Here is a 15,662-nt window from a genome sequence, read left to right as displayed (position 1 = left end):
CCCGCTCGGGCCCCGGGGAGATGCGCGTTCCCTGGGGCCCGAGTCACCTCGTCACTGACTAGGGCCCCATCCGGGCCGCGCCCGCGGGCGCCTTCGCCCCGAAGGATTGCAGGTAGCGCAGCTCGTCCCGGGTGCTCTCCTCCAGCAGCTCCTCCGTGAGCGAGTTCAGCGGCCACCGCTCCATCGCCGTCTGCTGGAACACGGCGATGGCCTGCTCCAGCTCCTTGATTTGATTCATCGCCAGCGTCCGGCCCGCGTCGTCCTCCAGGTCCTGCGAGCCGCCACGCACCAACTGCAGGCCCGTCATCAGCTCCACCACGGTGGTCTGCTGGACCAGGCTGGCGCCGATGTCCCGGGTGATGCGACCCAGGCGCTGACGTCCCTCCGGAGAGAGCGCGCCGCGCGTGGCCACGTTGCGCGTGCGCAGAATCCACGTCCCCCGCTCGTTGATGCCTCGCAGGGACACCGCCATCGCCAGCGCGCTGGCGTCCGGCACGCCTGCTTCCTTCAAGAGCCGGCGAGTCTCCCGGTAGCCATCGTGAAACGAGGTCTCTCGCCACGCGGGCAACGTGGCCACGCGCTCCAGCGCGTCGATTTCCGCGGCCGTCAGCTCCGTACCGGACTCGGTGTCACCCAGTAGCAGGAGCAACTGGAGCTGCATCGAGCGCGGGTGCGCCGCGGCCAGCGACTCCAGCTTCTGGCGGAACGTCTTGCGCGCCCGCTCGTGCTCGGACTCCGGCAGGGACTCGCCCCTCAGCGCGTCCCGCACCGCGAGGTAGAGGTCCGGGTTCTCCAGTCGGGGCACCTGCGCCAGCAGGAAGAGGGACTTGTCCGCGTCCAGCTTGCGAGAGGCGAGCGCGAGCCTCAGCTTGACGTCGTCCGAGGGCGCCCGCTCCCACGCGAGCTTCTCCCAGTCGGAGGCGGTGGGGTCCGGCGGCAGGGGCGTGGCGCCTGGAAGCAGCTCGCTCTTGCCGAGGTTGGGGCGGCCCAGCGTCACCCACGCGTCTCGGAAGGCCTGCTGCCAGGAGACACCCGGCGCGCGCCGCAGCTCGCGCAGCGTCTCCAGCAACTTCAGCTCCGGACTCCCCGGCGCCACGGCCTCGAGCTGGCCCAGCACGGTGGCGGCCTCCGCGTCGTTGCCTTCCTCGAGCGCCAGACAGGCGTGCACGAGCAGGGCGGGCGCGTGCCTGGGCGCCAGCATCAGCGCCTCGCCGAGCGACTCGCGGGCCTTCTTCAAATCCCCCGTGGCGGCGGCGCGCGCGGCGCGGTCCGTGTGGCGCAGCACCTCCGGGGACACGGTGGGCTTCGCGGCGCCCTGTTTCTTGGGGGAGTGCTCGCCGTGGTCATGCGCGTCATGGCCTGGAGGCGACTGCCTGCCCCGGAAGAACAGGGCACCTCCGGCGACCAGGGCCACCACCAGTCCCACGCCACTCCACAGTGCTGCCTTGCGTCCCGATGAGCCCTGCGTGGAAGGAGGAGGAATCGGGTCCGTCATGGTGTGGCGTCTCCGGCGGGTGGGGGAGCCGCATTCCAATCGTCCGCGACGACTGGAGCAAGGTGGCCCGCGCCCTGGGGGACAGTGTCCGTCCCTACCCAGGGGGGCCCCCACCCGCGTCCGGGACGTGCCCGGACGCCTGGAGCGCCGCGCTCAGTCCTTCAGGTAGACGACGCGGGTGCCACCGCGCGCCTTCACCTCGGTGCGGGGAGGACGGGAGACGCACTGGACGGTGGTGCCGCCCGTCGCGTTGACGGAGAGGCTCTCCGAGGGGTCCGCTTCCACGTGGACTCCGCCGCTGGCTTCGACCTCCAGGGACTTCACGCCCTTGAGGTCCATGGCCTTGATGACGGCGCCGCCGCTGGCCTCGATGTCCAGCTCCTGGGCCCGCCCCGCCAGGTTGACGGCGGCCCCGCCGCTGGCCTCGACCTCCACCTTCTTCGTGTCCACGCCCCGGACCGTGAGGGCCGCGCCGCCGCTGGCCTCGGCGGAGAATTCGTCTCCGGAGGGGGAGACCTCCGCCTCGACATTCCCGCCTCCGCTGACGTCCACGCCGTCCAGGTGGGGGTTGGAGACGTACAGGCGCACCTTGCCGCCCTGGAATTGGCTGAAGAGGCCGTCGCGCTCCACCTGGGTGGTGAGCTGTCCGTCCTTCACCACGAGTCGCAGGCGGGACAGCAGCTCCGAGGGCCCCTCGACGCGGACCGACTTGGGGCCCACCTTCACCTGGGCCTTGATGCCGTGGCCCACCGCGAGGCTCTCGAAGTCGGGGACATCTCGCGCCTCACCCTTCTGGGCGCCCTCCGCGAAGGAGGTTCCCGCGAACATCAACAGCGGGACGAGCAGGGACATCCGGGCGGTCTTCATGGCGCGCTCCCAAGGCATGGGACCCGGCAGGGGCCCCGTCATGGCGGCTACGCGCGGCGCTCCGAGCGATTGCCACCCCTGGGGCAACTACTGGCGGGAGAGCATCTCCAGCGGGACTCGCACGGCGGTGGTGTCGCCGGGCTTGATGTCGACCGACAGCTTGAGTGCCTTCCCGTCGCCGTCCACGAGCTTCAGCGTGTGCTTGCCGGAGGGCAGGCTCACCTTGAAGAGCGGGGTATCACCCAGGGACTGTCCGCCCAGATACACCTTGGCGTAGGGCTCGGTGACCAGGGTGAGGAAGCCCGGCTCTCCGGTGGGAGTGGCCGCACTGTCCTCACCCGAGTCGAACGTCGCGCGCTTGCCGTTCCGGGTCGTCGACTCCTTGGTGGTCCGCTTGCCCGTGGAGCGACCCGGCTTGCGCGCGGGCTTGTCCTCCACCTCGTCCAGGGTGGGAGGGGCGTTGGAGGGCTCCGGGTCGGGGTCGACGGTCTCCGCCAGCACTTCGGGTGGGGGCGGGACCTTCTCCACGACGACGGGTGGGACGATGACGGGTGGGGCCTTCGTCTGCTCCCGAGGGAGCGGGACGCGTTGCCTGTCCGTGTCTCCGAGAGGCGCCGGCGGCGGCGGCTTCTGCTCGAGCCCCAGCAGGGGAGCGGCCCAGGCGGACACCACGCCTCCATCGAGCCCCAGTCCCACCACCGCGGCGGCCACCGCGACGAGGACGAGCACGCCGGCGAGGACCTTGCGCCCGCCTCGGGATTCGGAGCCCACGGCGGGGACTCCGCGCAGGGTGTGGACGTGGGAGTCCTCGTCGTCGGGGACCTCGTCGTCGGGTTTGCGGCGGTTCTCCTGGAAGCCGCGCGAGGGTCGGGTGGTGACCTCGGCGTCGGGGAAGGCGGCGGGAAGCTGGGGCTGGGGCCGGCGACGGGCGGCTCCGGCGGCGCGTCGGGAGGGAACACCCGCGTGGCTGCCGGGCTCCGCGGAGAGCGAGGGCACGCGGACCATCGCCGTCTCCTCGTTGCGCTCGGGAGGCTGCGGGGGAGGGGCCACGGCGCGCAGCGTGTCCACGGTGCGGCCGGTGCGAGGGCGTGCCTCGCTCCGGGGCACGGGCTCCTCCGGCACGGGCACGGCGCGCGGGGCCGGCGCGGGAGCGCGGACGGTGTGCCCCGAAGGAGGAAGCGCGGGCCGCCCCGGCAGGGTGCGGGCCAGGTGCGGCGCTTCCTGCGGCGGCGGCGGGGGCAGGGCGTCCGGTGGGGGCGGCGGTGGTGGACGCGCGGACTCCGAGGGGGCGCCGCGTCCCGCCAGTCGCTTGTGGGGCGGCGCCTGGAGCACGGCCTTGCGCGGCTGCGGGTCGGGGGGCGGCGGCGGCGTCGTCGCCGGTTGCATGCTGGTGGCGCGCCGAGGCGTCGCCGCCGGAGCGGGCTGCTTCGCCGCCGTCGCCACGGCGGAGCGACGGGATGGCGGGGAGTCCGGGGGGCCGGAGTTGGTGTTGACGGTGGGCGGCTCGGGGGCCTCGGGGACGCTGTTGGAGCCGCCCATGGCCAGCATCGCCGCCACGCTCGTCTCGCCCGTGGTGTCACCCGTGGGGCCCGCGATGAGCAGCTGGCGCGTCTGCTCGCGCCGGTCGGCGAAGAGGCGGCGCATCACCTCGCTGCTCTGCTCGGGGTGCCAGATGAGCGGGCCCACCGCGCGCTCCAGGGCGCGGGCGAACTCCAGCGTGGAGGCGTAGCGGTCCTCACGGCGCTTCGACAGCGCGCGCAGGACGATGGCGTCCAGCTCCGGCGGTATCTGCTTGTTGGCGCGTGAAGGCGGCGTCACCTCGCACTTCAGCACCGCGTTCATCATCGCCTCGGCCTGCTTCGCGTAGAACAACCGCATGCCGGTGAGCAGCTCGTGCAGCACCACGCCCAGGCTGAACAAGTCGCTGCGGGCATCCAGGGGCTCGCCCATGATCTGCTCGGGCGACATGTAGCCGCTGGTGCCCTTCACCATGCCCACCGCGGTGCGGCTGGCGCGCGCCAGGCTCTTGGCGATGCCGAAGTCCAACAGCTTGGTGACGCCCTCGTACGTCACCATGATGTTCTTCTCGGCCACGTCCCGGTGGATGACGGGCGAGGGGTGGCCGAGCGGGTCCGTGAAGGTGTGCGCGTAGTGCAGCGCCACGGCCGTGTCCCGCACCGCCATCAGGCTGAAGCCCACGGGGATGGGGTGGCTGGCCTGCCGACACGCGCGCGCCACCTCCACCAACGTGGCTCCCGGCACGAACTCCATGGCCAGGAACAGCTCGCCCTCGGCGATGTCCAGGTCGAACACCTGGGCGATGTGCGGGTGGTTGAACGCGGCCGTCACCTTGGCCTCGTCCAGGAACATCCGGATGAACTCTTCCTCGCCTCGGATGTCCGGCAGAATCTGCTTGAGCACCACCAACTTGCGGAAGCCGGCGAGTCCCCGCTGCGACGCTAGGAAGATCTCCGCCATCCCGCCCGTGGATAGGCGGCTGAGAACCTCATACTTACCCAGCGACCGGCCCTTGGAGGCATCCGGCGCGAGCGGCAGCGTCGTCCCACTCATCGGAAGGTGCCCAATCTACACTGGCACCCGGACGGACGCGAAAGTCAGGGTCGAAGAAAAGTCCACGAATATCGACATCTCTGACTTTTCTGTGAATTCGCGATGTCACTCCTCGGGTGGGGAGCGGCGGCGTGCGGGGGAGGCGGGGAGGGTGACGGCGAGGGCGTTGAGGAGGCGCAAGTCGGAGCGGGACAGGCCGCGGAGGTTCTTGCGGAGGTCGACCAGGGCGGTGGGCTCGGTGCGGGCGGGTTGGGGTGGGCGCTTGCGGCCGGGGGGCGTTTCGATGGTGGCGTCCAGGGCGAGCAGCGCGTGGGGTGGGACGTGGAGCACGGTGCACAGGCCGCGCAGGGTGTGGATGCTCGGGAGCATGTGGCCGCGCTCCAGGCGGGCGTACACCTCACGGGCCACACCGAGGCGCTCGGCGACGGCGGCCTGGGTCAGTCCCAGGTTCCTTCGGGCCATCCGCGCGGACAGGCCCAGGTGGACTCCAAGCTCGGTCTTCATTCGTCGCCCGTCGGGAAGGACGCGGGGCTCGCTCGCCACCGCAAAAGGGCACCCTACTCCGCGCTCCTCGCGGGACGCACCCTCCGTGAAGACTCTGTCGCGGCGCCATGTGTGACGGAGGTGTACCCGTGAGGCCGTGGACGAGGGCCGGGGCTCGTGGTCCGAGGCCTGGGTGGCACCTCGGAGAACACCTGTGTGAGAACGGACCGACGGCCGCTGGAGGGAGTGGCCCGGGAAGAGGGCTCGGCGATGGGTGTGAAGACGGTGCGGTTCGACTTCGAGAACACGCGGGACACGTCGGTCGACGTCTGGTTCGAGCCCTCGGGGATGCCGTTCAAAATCCCGCCGGGAGGCCGCCTCGACGTCATCTGCGAGGGACCGGAGGAGGGAGAGCTCGAGGTGGAGCGTCACCCCGAGGGCCACGTCACCCTGTACGCCTGGTGGGGCGCGTGGTTCCGGGTCGTCGAGGAGGGACGCGTGGTCTACACGGAGGAGGGGATGCGCGCCCCGCCCCTTCCTCGGGGTGTCTCCATGAAGCAGATGGTGGAGACGCTGTTCGGCCCGCTCGAGAATCGACAGGCGATGCTCGACAAGCCCAAGGAGTAGGGGCGTCAGGAGAGACGGTGGCCGCGCGTCCTGGCCGGCGTTCATCTCAGGTTTCCGCGCTCCGGCGAGCACAGGCTCCTTACGAGAGTCGGCCCCGGAGCTGCCCCCCCTTTCACTTCACACTCCGCGCGTCCCTCCTGCCCGTCCCTCGGTGGACCTGGGCTAAGACGCGCTCCCAAGGTTCCATGGATACTTCTGTTTCTCCCCGCGCTGTCACCGGCCGTATCGACGTTCACCCCCGGGGCTTCGGCTTCCTCACCGTGCAGGCGCCCGGCACGCAAGAGGTGCTGTCCGCCTTCATTCCTCCCCCCGACCTCAACCCGCTGCTGGCCGGCGACATCGTCACCGGCACCGTGACGGCGGGCGCGGACGGGCGCTGGACGGCGAGCGGGCTGACGCTGGTGGAGCGGCCTCGCACCCGCGTCTACGGTGAAGTCGTCGCCCGCAAGGGAGCGTTCTTCCTGCGCATCGACCGCGAGGTGGGCAACGCGGACTGGGTGCTCGACCCGGGCACCACCCGCGTCCAGCACGGCGACGCGGTGGTGGCGAGCATCACCGACGGCAAGCTCTCGCTGCTCTACCGCATCGAGCCCGGAGAGGACCGCTCGCTGGAGCGCATCATCGCCCGGCACGCGCTGAGCAAGGACTTCTCCCCCGAGTCGCTGGAGGACGCGCGAGTCGCCCGCGAGGTGCCGCACGAGGTGGGCGCGCGCCGTGACTTGCGCGACGTGCCGACGGTGACGGTGGATGCGCCGTCCACGCGAGACATCGACGACGCGATTTCCGTGCTGCCCGCGGGGCCGGATGGAGCGCTGCGGTTGCTGGTGTCCATCGCGGACGTGAGCGAGCTCGTGAAGGAAGGCACCGCGCTGGATTCGCAGGCGCGCGAGCGGGCCACCAGTGTGTACATGGCGGGGCGCGTGCTGCCGATGTTGCCGGAGTCGCTGTCCTCGGACTGGCTGAGCCTGGTGCCGGGCAAGGAGCGACGCTGCCTCACGGTGGAGCTGCGCATCGACCCGCAGGGCCGGGTGACGGCGGCGGACGTGTACGAGAGCGTCATCCGCTCCTGGGCGCGGCTGAACTACGAAGAGGTCGCTGCCTTCCTGGACCGGGGCGAGGTGTCCGCGCCCATGGAGCCGGTGCGGGACGTCATGCCGTGGTTCCGGCTGGCGGCGGCGCGACTGGCCGTGGCGCGCGGCGCTCGCGGCGGCATGGAGTTCGCGCGAGATGAAGCGCGGTTCACCTTCGACGCGGCGACGGGCGAACTCTCCGGACTGGTGAACGAGCAGCCCACGTCCGCGCACGGGATGATTGAGCGCTTCATGGTGGCGGCGAACGAGGCCATCGCCATGTGGATGCTGGTGCGCGGCCTGCCGGGCGTGTTCCGCGTGCATGAGCAGCCGGACCCGCTGCGCGTGGCGGACCTGAATGCGTTCGCGGAACACTCGGGCTTCGCGGCGGGCTTCGGACGCGAGCTGACGCCGCTGGCGCTGACGGCGTTCGACCGGCAAATCGCGGGTGCGGCGGCGGAGCCCGCGCTGCGCTCGGTGTTGCGGCGCTCGCTGGGCCCGTCTCGCTACACGGTGAAGCCGGGGCCGCACTTCGGACTGGCGGCGCCGCTGTACCTGCACTTCACGTCGCCCATCCGTCGGTACGCGGACCTCGCGGTGCATCGCACGCTGAAGGGCTACCTGCACGGCCGCCGCGACTACCTGGACGAGGACCCGGAGATGGAGGCGCTGGCGGTGCACATCAACGCGCGCGCCCGCGCCGCGAATCGCGCCGAGGCGGACCGGCACCACGTGCTGGAAGCGCGGTGGTTGGCGGGGCACGTGGGCAGGGAGTTCTCCGCGCGCCTCGTCCGGGTGCGGCCCTTCGGGCTGGTGGCGCAGTTGGACGGCATGTTGGTGGAGGGGATGTTGCCGGCGGAAGGACTGCCGGGCGGCCCCTTCCGTCCGGATGCGCGCGAGCTGTCCCTCGTCGGCAAGACGCGGACCTTCACCGTGGGCATGCCGGTGAAGGTGAAGGTGGCCGCCACCGACGAGCAGCTTGGCCGCGTGGAGCTGTCCCTGGTCGAGTAGGCGGACGCACGGCGGGCTTCCCGCTCGCCCCCCAAGGGAAGGTCGCCGCCCTTCGAGCGGGGGGCGATAGACTCCCGCCCTCTTCATGAGCGAACCCTCCCCTCCCGTCGTCGAGGACGCGCGCGCCCGCTTGCGGCGCCGGGCCGTGCTGCTGCCGTTGCTGCTGGTGGTGCTCGCGTACGGCAACGCGGTGCGAGGCGGCTTCGTCTGGGACGACCACTCGCTCATCGAGGAGCAGGAGGTGGTGCGCGAGCTGGCGCCGCTGCCGGACTACTTCACGCGGATGTTCTGGAGCGACCCGATGGGCGTCTCTCGCGGCTACTACCGGCCGCTGGTGACGCTCGGCTACGCGGTGGAGTACGCGCTCTTTGGAGGCGCGCCCGAGGGCTTCCACCTGATGAACCTGCTCTTCCACCTGGTGGTGGTGGCGTGGGTGTTCCTGCTGTGCCGACGAGCGGGTGCCTCGCCCTGGGGCGCGACGGTGGGCGCCGCGGCGTTTGGTGTCTTCCCCCGCCTGACGGAGTCGGTGGCGTGGATTGCCGGACGCACGGATGTGCTGGCGGCGGTCTTCACGTTGGGGGCGCTGCTCGTGTACCGCGCGGACACGGCCTCGCGGCGCTGGGGCGCGGCGGCGCTGGTGCTGACGGGCCTGCTCTGCAAGGAGGTGGCGGTGGCCGGCGTGGTGGGGCTCGTCGTGCTGGAGCTCACCGCCGTGCGCGCGCGGGAGCGCCGCTTCGGACAGGCCGTGCGAAACCTGCTGCCCATGGGCGTGGCGCTCGTGCTGTATGGCGGCCTGCGGCTGAACGCGCTGCGCTCGGACGTGCGGGAGCTGGATGCGGGGGCCTCGTCGGGGCTGGCCCTGCTCGAGCGCGCCGAGGCCGGGCTCGCCGCGCTGGGGCACTACGCGGTGATGCTCGTGGATGCGTTGCGCCCGCGTCTCCAGCAGGGAGTCCTGGGTGAGCATCCCCTCGCCTGGGTCCTCTTGGGCGCGGGGGTCCTCGTCGCGTTGGGGCTGTCCCTGTGGAAGTGGGGAGGCCGGCTCTCGCCGCTGGAGAAGGCCGCGCTGGCGACGGCCGCGTGCGCGTTGGCGCTGGTGCTCCATGCCATTCCCCTGGGCCTGCACACGTTGGCCTCGGACCGCTTCCTCTACGTGCCCGTGGCGATGGGCGTGGTGGCGCTAGCGGCACCGCTCGAGCGAGCCGCCCGGTTGCGTCCGAGGGCGGGGCTGGCCGTGGCCGTCGTGACGCTCACGGCCTTCGCCGGGGCGACGCACCTGCGCAACCGCGATTGGATGGACGAGCTTCGGCTGTGGCGGGTGGCGGAGCAGGTGTCTGGCCCCGATGACGCCTTCGTCCAGCAGCAACTGGGCGGGCTCTACATGGAAGCGCACCGATACGAGGAGGCGCTCGGACACCTGCGCCAGTCGGTGCGCCAGAAGAGTCGCTTCACGGGCATCAAGGGCTACAACAACCTGGCGCTGTGCCTGACGAAGCTGGGTCAGCACTCGGAGGCCATCACTCTTTTTGAAGACATGGTGCGACAGCAGCCCGGTTACCGGAGAGGGCATCTCAATCTGGCCATGGCCTTCGCGCGCGCGGGGCGCTTCGACTCCGCGCTCACGCAGCTTCAGCGCCTGGAGTCGATGTCGCCGGGTGACACCGTCATCCCGGAGCTGCGCGCGTTGTTCGAGCGCTCGCGTGACACCCTGGCCCGGCTTCCGCGCGGGACGCCGGGTGGGGTGGAGGCCGCGTCGGTGGCGGAGACACGGGCGAAGTTGTTCCAGGAGCTGGGCGCGCCCCATGAGGCGGCGCTGAGCTGGGAGGCGGTGCTGGGCGCGAAGGATGCGACGGCCGAGCAGCGCTTGCAGGCGACGGGCTTCCTCGTGTTCGAGGGAGACCTGGGCCGGGCGAAGCGCGCGCTGGAGTGGCTGCGTCAGGCAAGGCCCGAGGATGAGCGCCTGCCCTTGCTGGAAGAAGCCCTGCTCGCGCGCGCGTCGCTCGACGCGTCACGGTGAGCGGGACTACCCGGCGACCGTCAGTCCCTCGGTCTTCGCCAGCAGCGTGTCGTGGCTCACCCAACCGAGCAGCCCGGTGGAGGACTTCACGAGGTAGACGAACGACGTGGAGCGTCCGCCCTGCACGGAGACGGGCGCGGCGGCGAGCACGAGAATCTTCGATGCCGCCGCGAGGGTGGCCACGGGCTTCTTGTCGGTGCGCGAGTGGGTGATGGGGAAGCCCTCTCGCACGGTGGCTTCCTGGCCGACGTAGTACAGCTCCTGCGGCACCAGGGAGAGCTTGCCGGCCTTGGCATCCAGGGCGAACTTGTCGCGCCGGTTCCAGAACTGCTCCCAGCTGTCGGAGAGGATGATGCCGTTGCCCTTCACCTCGGTGAGGGCGTGGACGCTGCCCAGCGCCTTGAGGCTCTTGTCATCGAAGGCGTAGACGGTGGTGAGCCTGTCGTTGTCCGTCATGCCCGTGTGCACGGCGACTTCCTTGCGCTTGTCTCCGCTGTCCACGTCGATGATGGAGAGGCCGAGGACCTCCGAGTCCGTCTTGCCACGGAGCGTGGCGGTGCCGGCGGTGAGGACGAACTCCTCGTCGCCCTCCTTCCACTTCACGGCGATGGCCTCCGGCTTGCCGTCGCCATTCAGGTCGGCGGACGCGGACTGCGTGGGGAGCTCGTCACCGGCCTGGGCCAGCGGCGCGCCGAGCAGCGCGAAGGTCGTCACGGCGAGGGCGGGAAGCTGCGTTTTCATGAAAGGGACCTCGTGAGGGCGCGGGTGCCGCATGCATGCGAGCGCGTGACAGTCCCGGGCGCGGAAGCGGATGCGCATCGTATCCACGCGGGCCCACCAGGCACCTGGATTCCCACCGATGTCAGCCGCGACGGCCGAAGCGTCCGCGGAAGTGCTTGTCGAGGTAGTACTCGGCGCTCGCGTAGGCGTCCTGGGCCTTGGAGGACAGGGGTTGCTCGGGGTGGGCCTTGGCGGCGCGGCGGGCTCGCTGCATCACCGAGCGAGGCTCGCCTTCGGTGGCGGGAGGCAGCTCTCGTGCGATGGCGTCCACCCATGCGTGTGCCTGGTCGACGATGCCGAGCGCCTCGTCGAGCGTGACTTCCTTCTCCGACAGCGCGGCGAAGAGCTGGCAGTGGTAGCGGCGGCAGCTCCCCGGGCGGTCCGCGTAGACGGTGCACGTGCGCCCATCCAGCGCGGAGCAGTGCTGCGCGAGCGCGGGAACTCCGTCCTCGCGGCGGTCGAGGGGTACTCCGCGCCGCTCCAGGGCCTGGGCTTCCTCTGGTTGGAGCGAGACGTGGGTGAAGAGGGTTCCGTCGCAGCACATGCCGCAGCGCAGGCAGAGGGTGGACAGGGGCATGGGGCCTCGGAACGGGAAGGAATCCCTCCACTAACCCGTCGCGCGACGACGTTCCATCGCGGCGAGGCGGGGAAGGCACGCACGCTCCCTCGTCCGCGAGGCGCCCGCACGTCAGATGAGTCGTACCGGCCGCAAGGCGGCACTCTCGCTGGGGCCGGTCCGGTCCTGGCTTGAGGAGGCAGATGCTTTGTCGAGAGGAGCAGTGCCAGACCGCAAGGCGGCACTCTCGCGGGGGCCAGCTACCGAACCGAGGAGGCAGATACTCTTGTGAGAGAGCCTGTGTTGTCCCGAGGGGCACAACCCTCTCGCGAGGGGGGCCCTCGCTCGCGCGCCGGGCTGCACTACAGTGGGGCAAATGCGTGCCGCGTTCCGAGTCCTGACGCTCGCTCTGCTGTCGACACTGCTCGCGTGCGAGAAGACGCCCGGTGGCGTCCATGTGGTGGTCGACGGTCCGCTGACGCCTGTCGTGGACTTCGACCGTCTGTCCGTCATCGCCTCCCTTCCAGATGGCACGCCCCTCGCCGTGGCCACGCTGGAGGGCGCCGCACTCCGCCTCCCCGCCACCTTCAACTTCGAGTCCGGCCCCGCCACGCCCGAAGGCACCCGCGTCTTCGTGCGCGCCACCGCCGAGCGCTCCGGCATCATCCAGTCCACCGCCTCTGGCGAAGCCGCGCTCACTCCCGGCTCCGGCGCCAGGCTGTCGCTCACCCTGCCCGCCGTCCCCGAGCCGCCAGACGCCGGTCCTCCCGTGGAGTCCTGCGACAACGGCGTGGATGACGACGGTGACGGACTCGGTGACTGCGCGGACCCCGACTGTGTCGGCGCCAGCTGTCAGCCCGGAGGACTCGTCTGCGCGAACAGCGTGTGCGCCTGTCCCGGTGGCGTCACGGGCGTCATCACCGAACGCCCGGGCTTCGCGCGTCGCTCGGACCCCCTGGTCGTCGCGCCCTCCACGGGCCCCCATGCTGGAGCGCTGGTGATGCTGGGAGGCCGCGATGGCGCGGGCAAGCCCGTCTCCACCGTGGAGATCTTCTTCCCCGAAACCGGCCGCTTCATCGCGAGCGACCTCGCCGTGGGCCGCGCGGAGGCCGCCGCGCTGGTGCTGGATGACGGCGCCGTGGTGGTGCTCGGCGGCGTGCGAGAGGGAGACGTGCTCGAGCCGAGCGCCGAGTGGCTCGACACCGATGGCGGCACCACCCTCATCCCCTTCTCCCCACCCCTGGGCTTTCGCCGCGTGCTCGCGGGCCGGCTCGGAGCGGATGGGGTGATCGCCGGAGGAGAGCTCACCGCGGGGCTCGGCAGGCCCACGACGGACTCGGCGATCCGCATGACGCTGCGCGGCGAGAACGCGGGGGCCTGGGAGAGTCTGGGCAGGCTCTCCCTGAAATGCCCCACGGGAGGCGCGGTGCTGGGAGACGCCTTCGTGCTCGCGGGAGGCTGTACCAGCCTCACCCCCTCCGAGCGGACGGATGTCGTGGCACCCCCAGGACTGCTCGGCGCCGGGCCGCTCCTGCCCACCTCGCTGATGTCGCCCGCGGTGGTGGAGCTGAAGTCGGGACGGGCGCTCATCCTCGGCGGACGCGAAGGCGGCATCGTCCCGTCCTCGCGCGCATTCCTCCTGGAGCGGAATGCCGGGGTGGTGAGGGCGCGGGAGCTGTCCTCCATGGACGCACCTCGCGCCGCGCCGCGTGCGGTTCTCGCGGGCAACGGTTGGGTGTACGTCGAGGACAGGGAAGGGGCTTCTGCCGCATGGTTCGACCCCGCGTCGGAGCGCTTTACTCCTGCTGCGTCAATGTCGACGCCCCGTCTGGGCCATACCCTCGTGGGAGGCGCCGACGGACGCGTTTATGCCGTGGGTGGAAGCAGACCCGACGCCGGTCCGGACGGTCTGTCCTCGTTCATCGAGCCGCGCTGTCCTTGAATCCCAGGGGTGGCCCGCACCCAATGTGGTTCCGCCACGCCTGTACCGAGGAACAAGTTTCCAGCCTGTTGAGAATGGTCAGGCTATATGAACCCCGGTTCACCCTGGTGGTACCCATACCGGGGGACTGCTTCCTTTCGCCCGAAGTCGTACACTCGTCTCCATTCACACAACGGAGCTGGCATGCAGGCGGACACACGGGACGGGACGCGCGGCCGGGAGTCGGTGCTCGGCTACCGGGTGGGGACGGAGCTGACCGCGGTGGCTTCGTTCGGCAACAGCGACACGCCGGGCCGGCTGATTCAGCTCTCGCTGGAGCACCTGACGCTGCACCTGGACTCGAACGCGCTGCCGCGTCCGGGGCAGGCCGCGTCGGTGGTGCTGGGCCAGGGTGAGCGCTGGGCGACGTCGCTGGACGCGGAGGTGATGGAGGTGCGCGGCACAAGGCCGGAGGTCAGCCTTCGCTTCGTGTCGCCGCCGCTGGACGCGGGCCGGCGCATCGTCACGGTGCTGGAGGCGCTGCGCGACAACGGCCTCTTGTTGCCGCCGGAGACGCGGCCGGTGTGGAAGGAGCGCATCGACCGCAAGGAGCGCGTCGCGCGCATCTGCGAGGCGCTCGCGGGTCGTCAGGCGCGCGGCATGGCGCGCACCGCGGACGGGCAGAAGGTCTCCGTCACGGCGGTCTTCTTCGACGCGCTCAACAACCGCATGGGCTGGCGCTTCGATGGCCCCATGCTCCAGGGCCCCTTCGTGCTGGAGGCGTTCGGCTACAGCAGCGTGGTGCACCTGGACGTGAGCGAGGCGCGCGAGGAGGACGGCTGGGTGGTGATGCCGGTGCCCTCGGAGCTGGTGCGCTACCGCCACCGCTGGCTGCGTCGCGCGCCGCCGAGCAGCCCGTGCACGCTGTCCTTCAACCACCCCATGTGGCCGCAAGTGCATGTGAAGCGGCCCGTGCTCGACTTGTCCTACGAGGGCCTGGCCTTCATGACGGAGCCGGGCGAGGACCTGCTGTACCCGGGCCTGCGTCAGCCGGTGCTCGAGGTGGCCATGGAGGGCCTGGCGCCGGTGCGGCTTCGCGCGGAGGTGCGCAACATCTCCGGCACCGCGGCGGGACGTCGGTGCGGCATGTCCGTGCGGCCGCTGGACGCGGAGGGCGCTCGGGCGTGGCGCGCGCTGGTGGAGGCGCAGATGCACCCGTCCACCCGCGTGGAGGGCGACTGGGGCGACGCGACGTGGAAGCTCTTCCAGGGCTCCGGCTACTTCGGCCTGCCGGGCAAGTCGCCCGAGGACTTCGTGGAGGAGCGTCCCTGGTTCGACGCCACGCAGGAGCGGCTCGAAGGCCGCACCAAGCTGGGCTACCGGGTGGTGCGCCCGTCGGGTGACTCGCTGGAGGCCACGCTGTCGGTGGTGAAGCCGTACGAGGGGACGTGGATGGCGCATCAGCTCGCGCGCCAGGCCGTGCCCGGTCAGCGCTCCTCGGCGCGCGAGGCGCTGCGCGACATCTACCTGCGCGGCTACGAGCCCACGCAGGTGGACCCGGACGTGAAGTGGTTCATCGCCTTCTGCGAGGCGAACGTGCGCTGGGTGCGCTTCACCAAGTTCGACTTCGCCCACTGGTACGAGCACACCGGCCAGGCGTCCCTCACGCCCTTCCGGCTGATGGAGGCGGAGGTGGAGCGCCAGTGGGAGGTGCCCGCGGACGTCGACGTCGGAGTGCCCACCGACGCCGAGCGCGCGCGCTTCTTCCAGGAAGTGGAGCGCACCCGTCCGGTGGCCTACCGCGAGGCGCTCGATTTGGTGGAGGAGCGCTTCGACCTGTCGCGCGCGCGGACGAAGTGGGGCGAGGCGGGCCTGGGCCGTGAGCGCGAGCTGCGCGTGGCCCGTGTCGACGGCCGCGCGGTGGCGCTGGCGGTGCTGGAGTCCGCGCAGCCGGGCCTCAACCTCTTCAACGTGCTGGACGGCGTGCGCCTGTTCCCGCTGGTGGATGACGCGCTGCCGGAGGCGCAGCGGGCCATGCTGGCGCTCCTGGCGCACGCGGCGGAGTGGTACCGGCCGCGCGGCCGCCGCGTGTTCGTCCACTACGTGGAGTCCACGTGCGTGGAGTACGTCGAGCGCGCCGCCCTGGCCGACCTGGGCGAGGGCAAGCTGTGGATCATCTCCTCCGCCCTGCTGCCCGAGTTCCTGGAGCACCTGTGCGAGGCGACCACGCCCCGCGCCGCGTCCTGAGCGGGCCGACGGAACGCTGA

Annotated in this window: 11 protein-coding genes; 5 read left to right on the top strand and 6 right to left on the bottom strand. The window is 71.2% G+C overall.

The features are described from left to right. Positions 1-58 precede the first annotated feature (58 nt). The 4 genes from HUA78_RS27235 to HUA78_RS27220 all read right to left on the bottom strand — a co-directional run bounded on the left by HUA78_RS27235 (position 59) and on the right by HUA78_RS27220 (position 5,437). Positions 59-1,495 (bottom strand): lipopolysaccharide assembly protein LapB, encoded by a 1,437-nt coding sequence (locus HUA78_RS27235; RefSeq protein WP_174477457.1) that lies wholly within the window; start codon positions 1,493-1,495, stop codon positions 59-61. A gap of 153 nt (positions 1,496-1,648) precedes the next feature. Further along, entirely contained in the window at positions 1,649-2,362 is a 714-nt protein-coding gene (locus HUA78_RS27230) for a head GIN domain-containing protein (RefSeq protein WP_141647146.1), read from the bottom strand. Positions 2,363-2,449: 87 nt separating this feature from the next. Then, entirely contained in the window at positions 2,450-4,840 is a 2,391-nt protein-coding gene (locus HUA78_RS27225) for a protein kinase (protein WP_254623922.1), read from the bottom strand. A 198-nt stretch (positions 4,841-5,038) separates the two neighbouring features. Continuing rightward, a complete protein-coding gene (locus tag HUA78_RS27220) occupies positions 5,039-5,437 on the bottom strand; it encodes a helix-turn-helix transcriptional regulator (protein ID WP_174456071.1) in 399 nt (132 codons plus the stop codon). A gap of 195 nt (positions 5,438-5,632) precedes the next feature. On the opposite strand from HUA78_RS27220, the gene HUA78_RS27215 reads away from it, so the two are divergent. The 3 genes from HUA78_RS27215 to HUA78_RS27205 all read left to right on the top strand — a co-directional run bounded on the left by HUA78_RS27215 (position 5,633) and on the right by HUA78_RS27205 (position 10,138). Beyond that, positions 5,633-6,043, top strand: coding sequence for a hypothetical protein (locus HUA78_RS27215; protein ID WP_174456070.1), 411 nt, complete (start codon positions 5,633-5,635; stop codon positions 6,041-6,043). 185 nt (positions 6,044-6,228) lie between these two features. Next, entirely contained in the window at positions 6,229-8,124 is a 1,896-nt protein-coding gene (locus tag HUA78_RS27210; RefSeq protein WP_174456069.1) for a ribonuclease R family protein, read from the top strand. 85 nt (positions 8,125-8,209) lie between these two features. Further along, complete coding sequence (locus tag HUA78_RS27205) at positions 8,210-10,138, top strand: tetratricopeptide repeat protein (RefSeq protein ID WP_174477455.1); 1,929 nt, start codon at positions 8,210-8,212, stop codon at positions 10,136-10,138. Between the two features lie 6 nt (positions 10,139-10,144). On the opposite strand, the gene HUA78_RS27200 is transcribed toward HUA78_RS27205, so the two are convergent. Together HUA78_RS27200 and HUA78_RS27195 are read right to left on the bottom strand one after the other, a co-directional pair. Beyond that, positions 10,145-10,879 (bottom strand): hypothetical protein, encoded by a 735-nt coding sequence (locus HUA78_RS27200; RefSeq protein ID WP_174456067.1) that lies wholly within the window; start codon positions 10,877-10,879, stop codon positions 10,145-10,147. 121 nt (positions 10,880-11,000) lie between these two features. Beyond that, on the bottom strand, positions 11,001-11,495 hold the full coding sequence (locus tag HUA78_RS27195; protein WP_141641849.1) for a YkgJ family cysteine cluster protein: 495 nt from the start codon (positions 11,493-11,495) through the stop codon (positions 11,001-11,003). Positions 11,496-11,850: 355 nt separating this feature from the next. Here HUA78_RS27195 and HUA78_RS27190 point away from each other — a divergent pair, with 355 nt between their 5' ends. Both HUA78_RS27190 and HUA78_RS27185 read left to right on the top strand, forming a co-directional pair. Further along, a complete protein-coding gene (locus HUA78_RS27190) occupies positions 11,851-13,416 on the top strand; it encodes a hypothetical protein (RefSeq protein ID WP_174460334.1) in 1,566 nt (521 codons plus the stop codon). Positions 13,417-13,599: 183 nt separating this feature from the next. Beyond that, positions 13,600-15,642, top strand: a complete 2,043-nt coding sequence (locus tag HUA78_RS27185) for a PilZ domain-containing protein (RefSeq protein ID WP_141641851.1) — start codon at positions 13,600-13,602, stop codon at positions 15,640-15,642. Positions 15,643-15,662: the final 20 nt, after the last annotated feature.

Origin of the sequence: Myxococcus sp. CA033 (assembly GCF_013336625.1) — a bacterium.
GTDB lineage: Bacteria > Myxococcota > Myxococcia > Myxococcales > Myxococcaceae > Myxococcus > Myxococcus llanfairpwllgwyngyllgogerychwyrndrobwllllantysiliogogogochensis.
The sequence above is the reverse complement of the archived record's forward strand: the minus strand, read 5'-3'. Positions and strand labels throughout refer to the sequence as shown.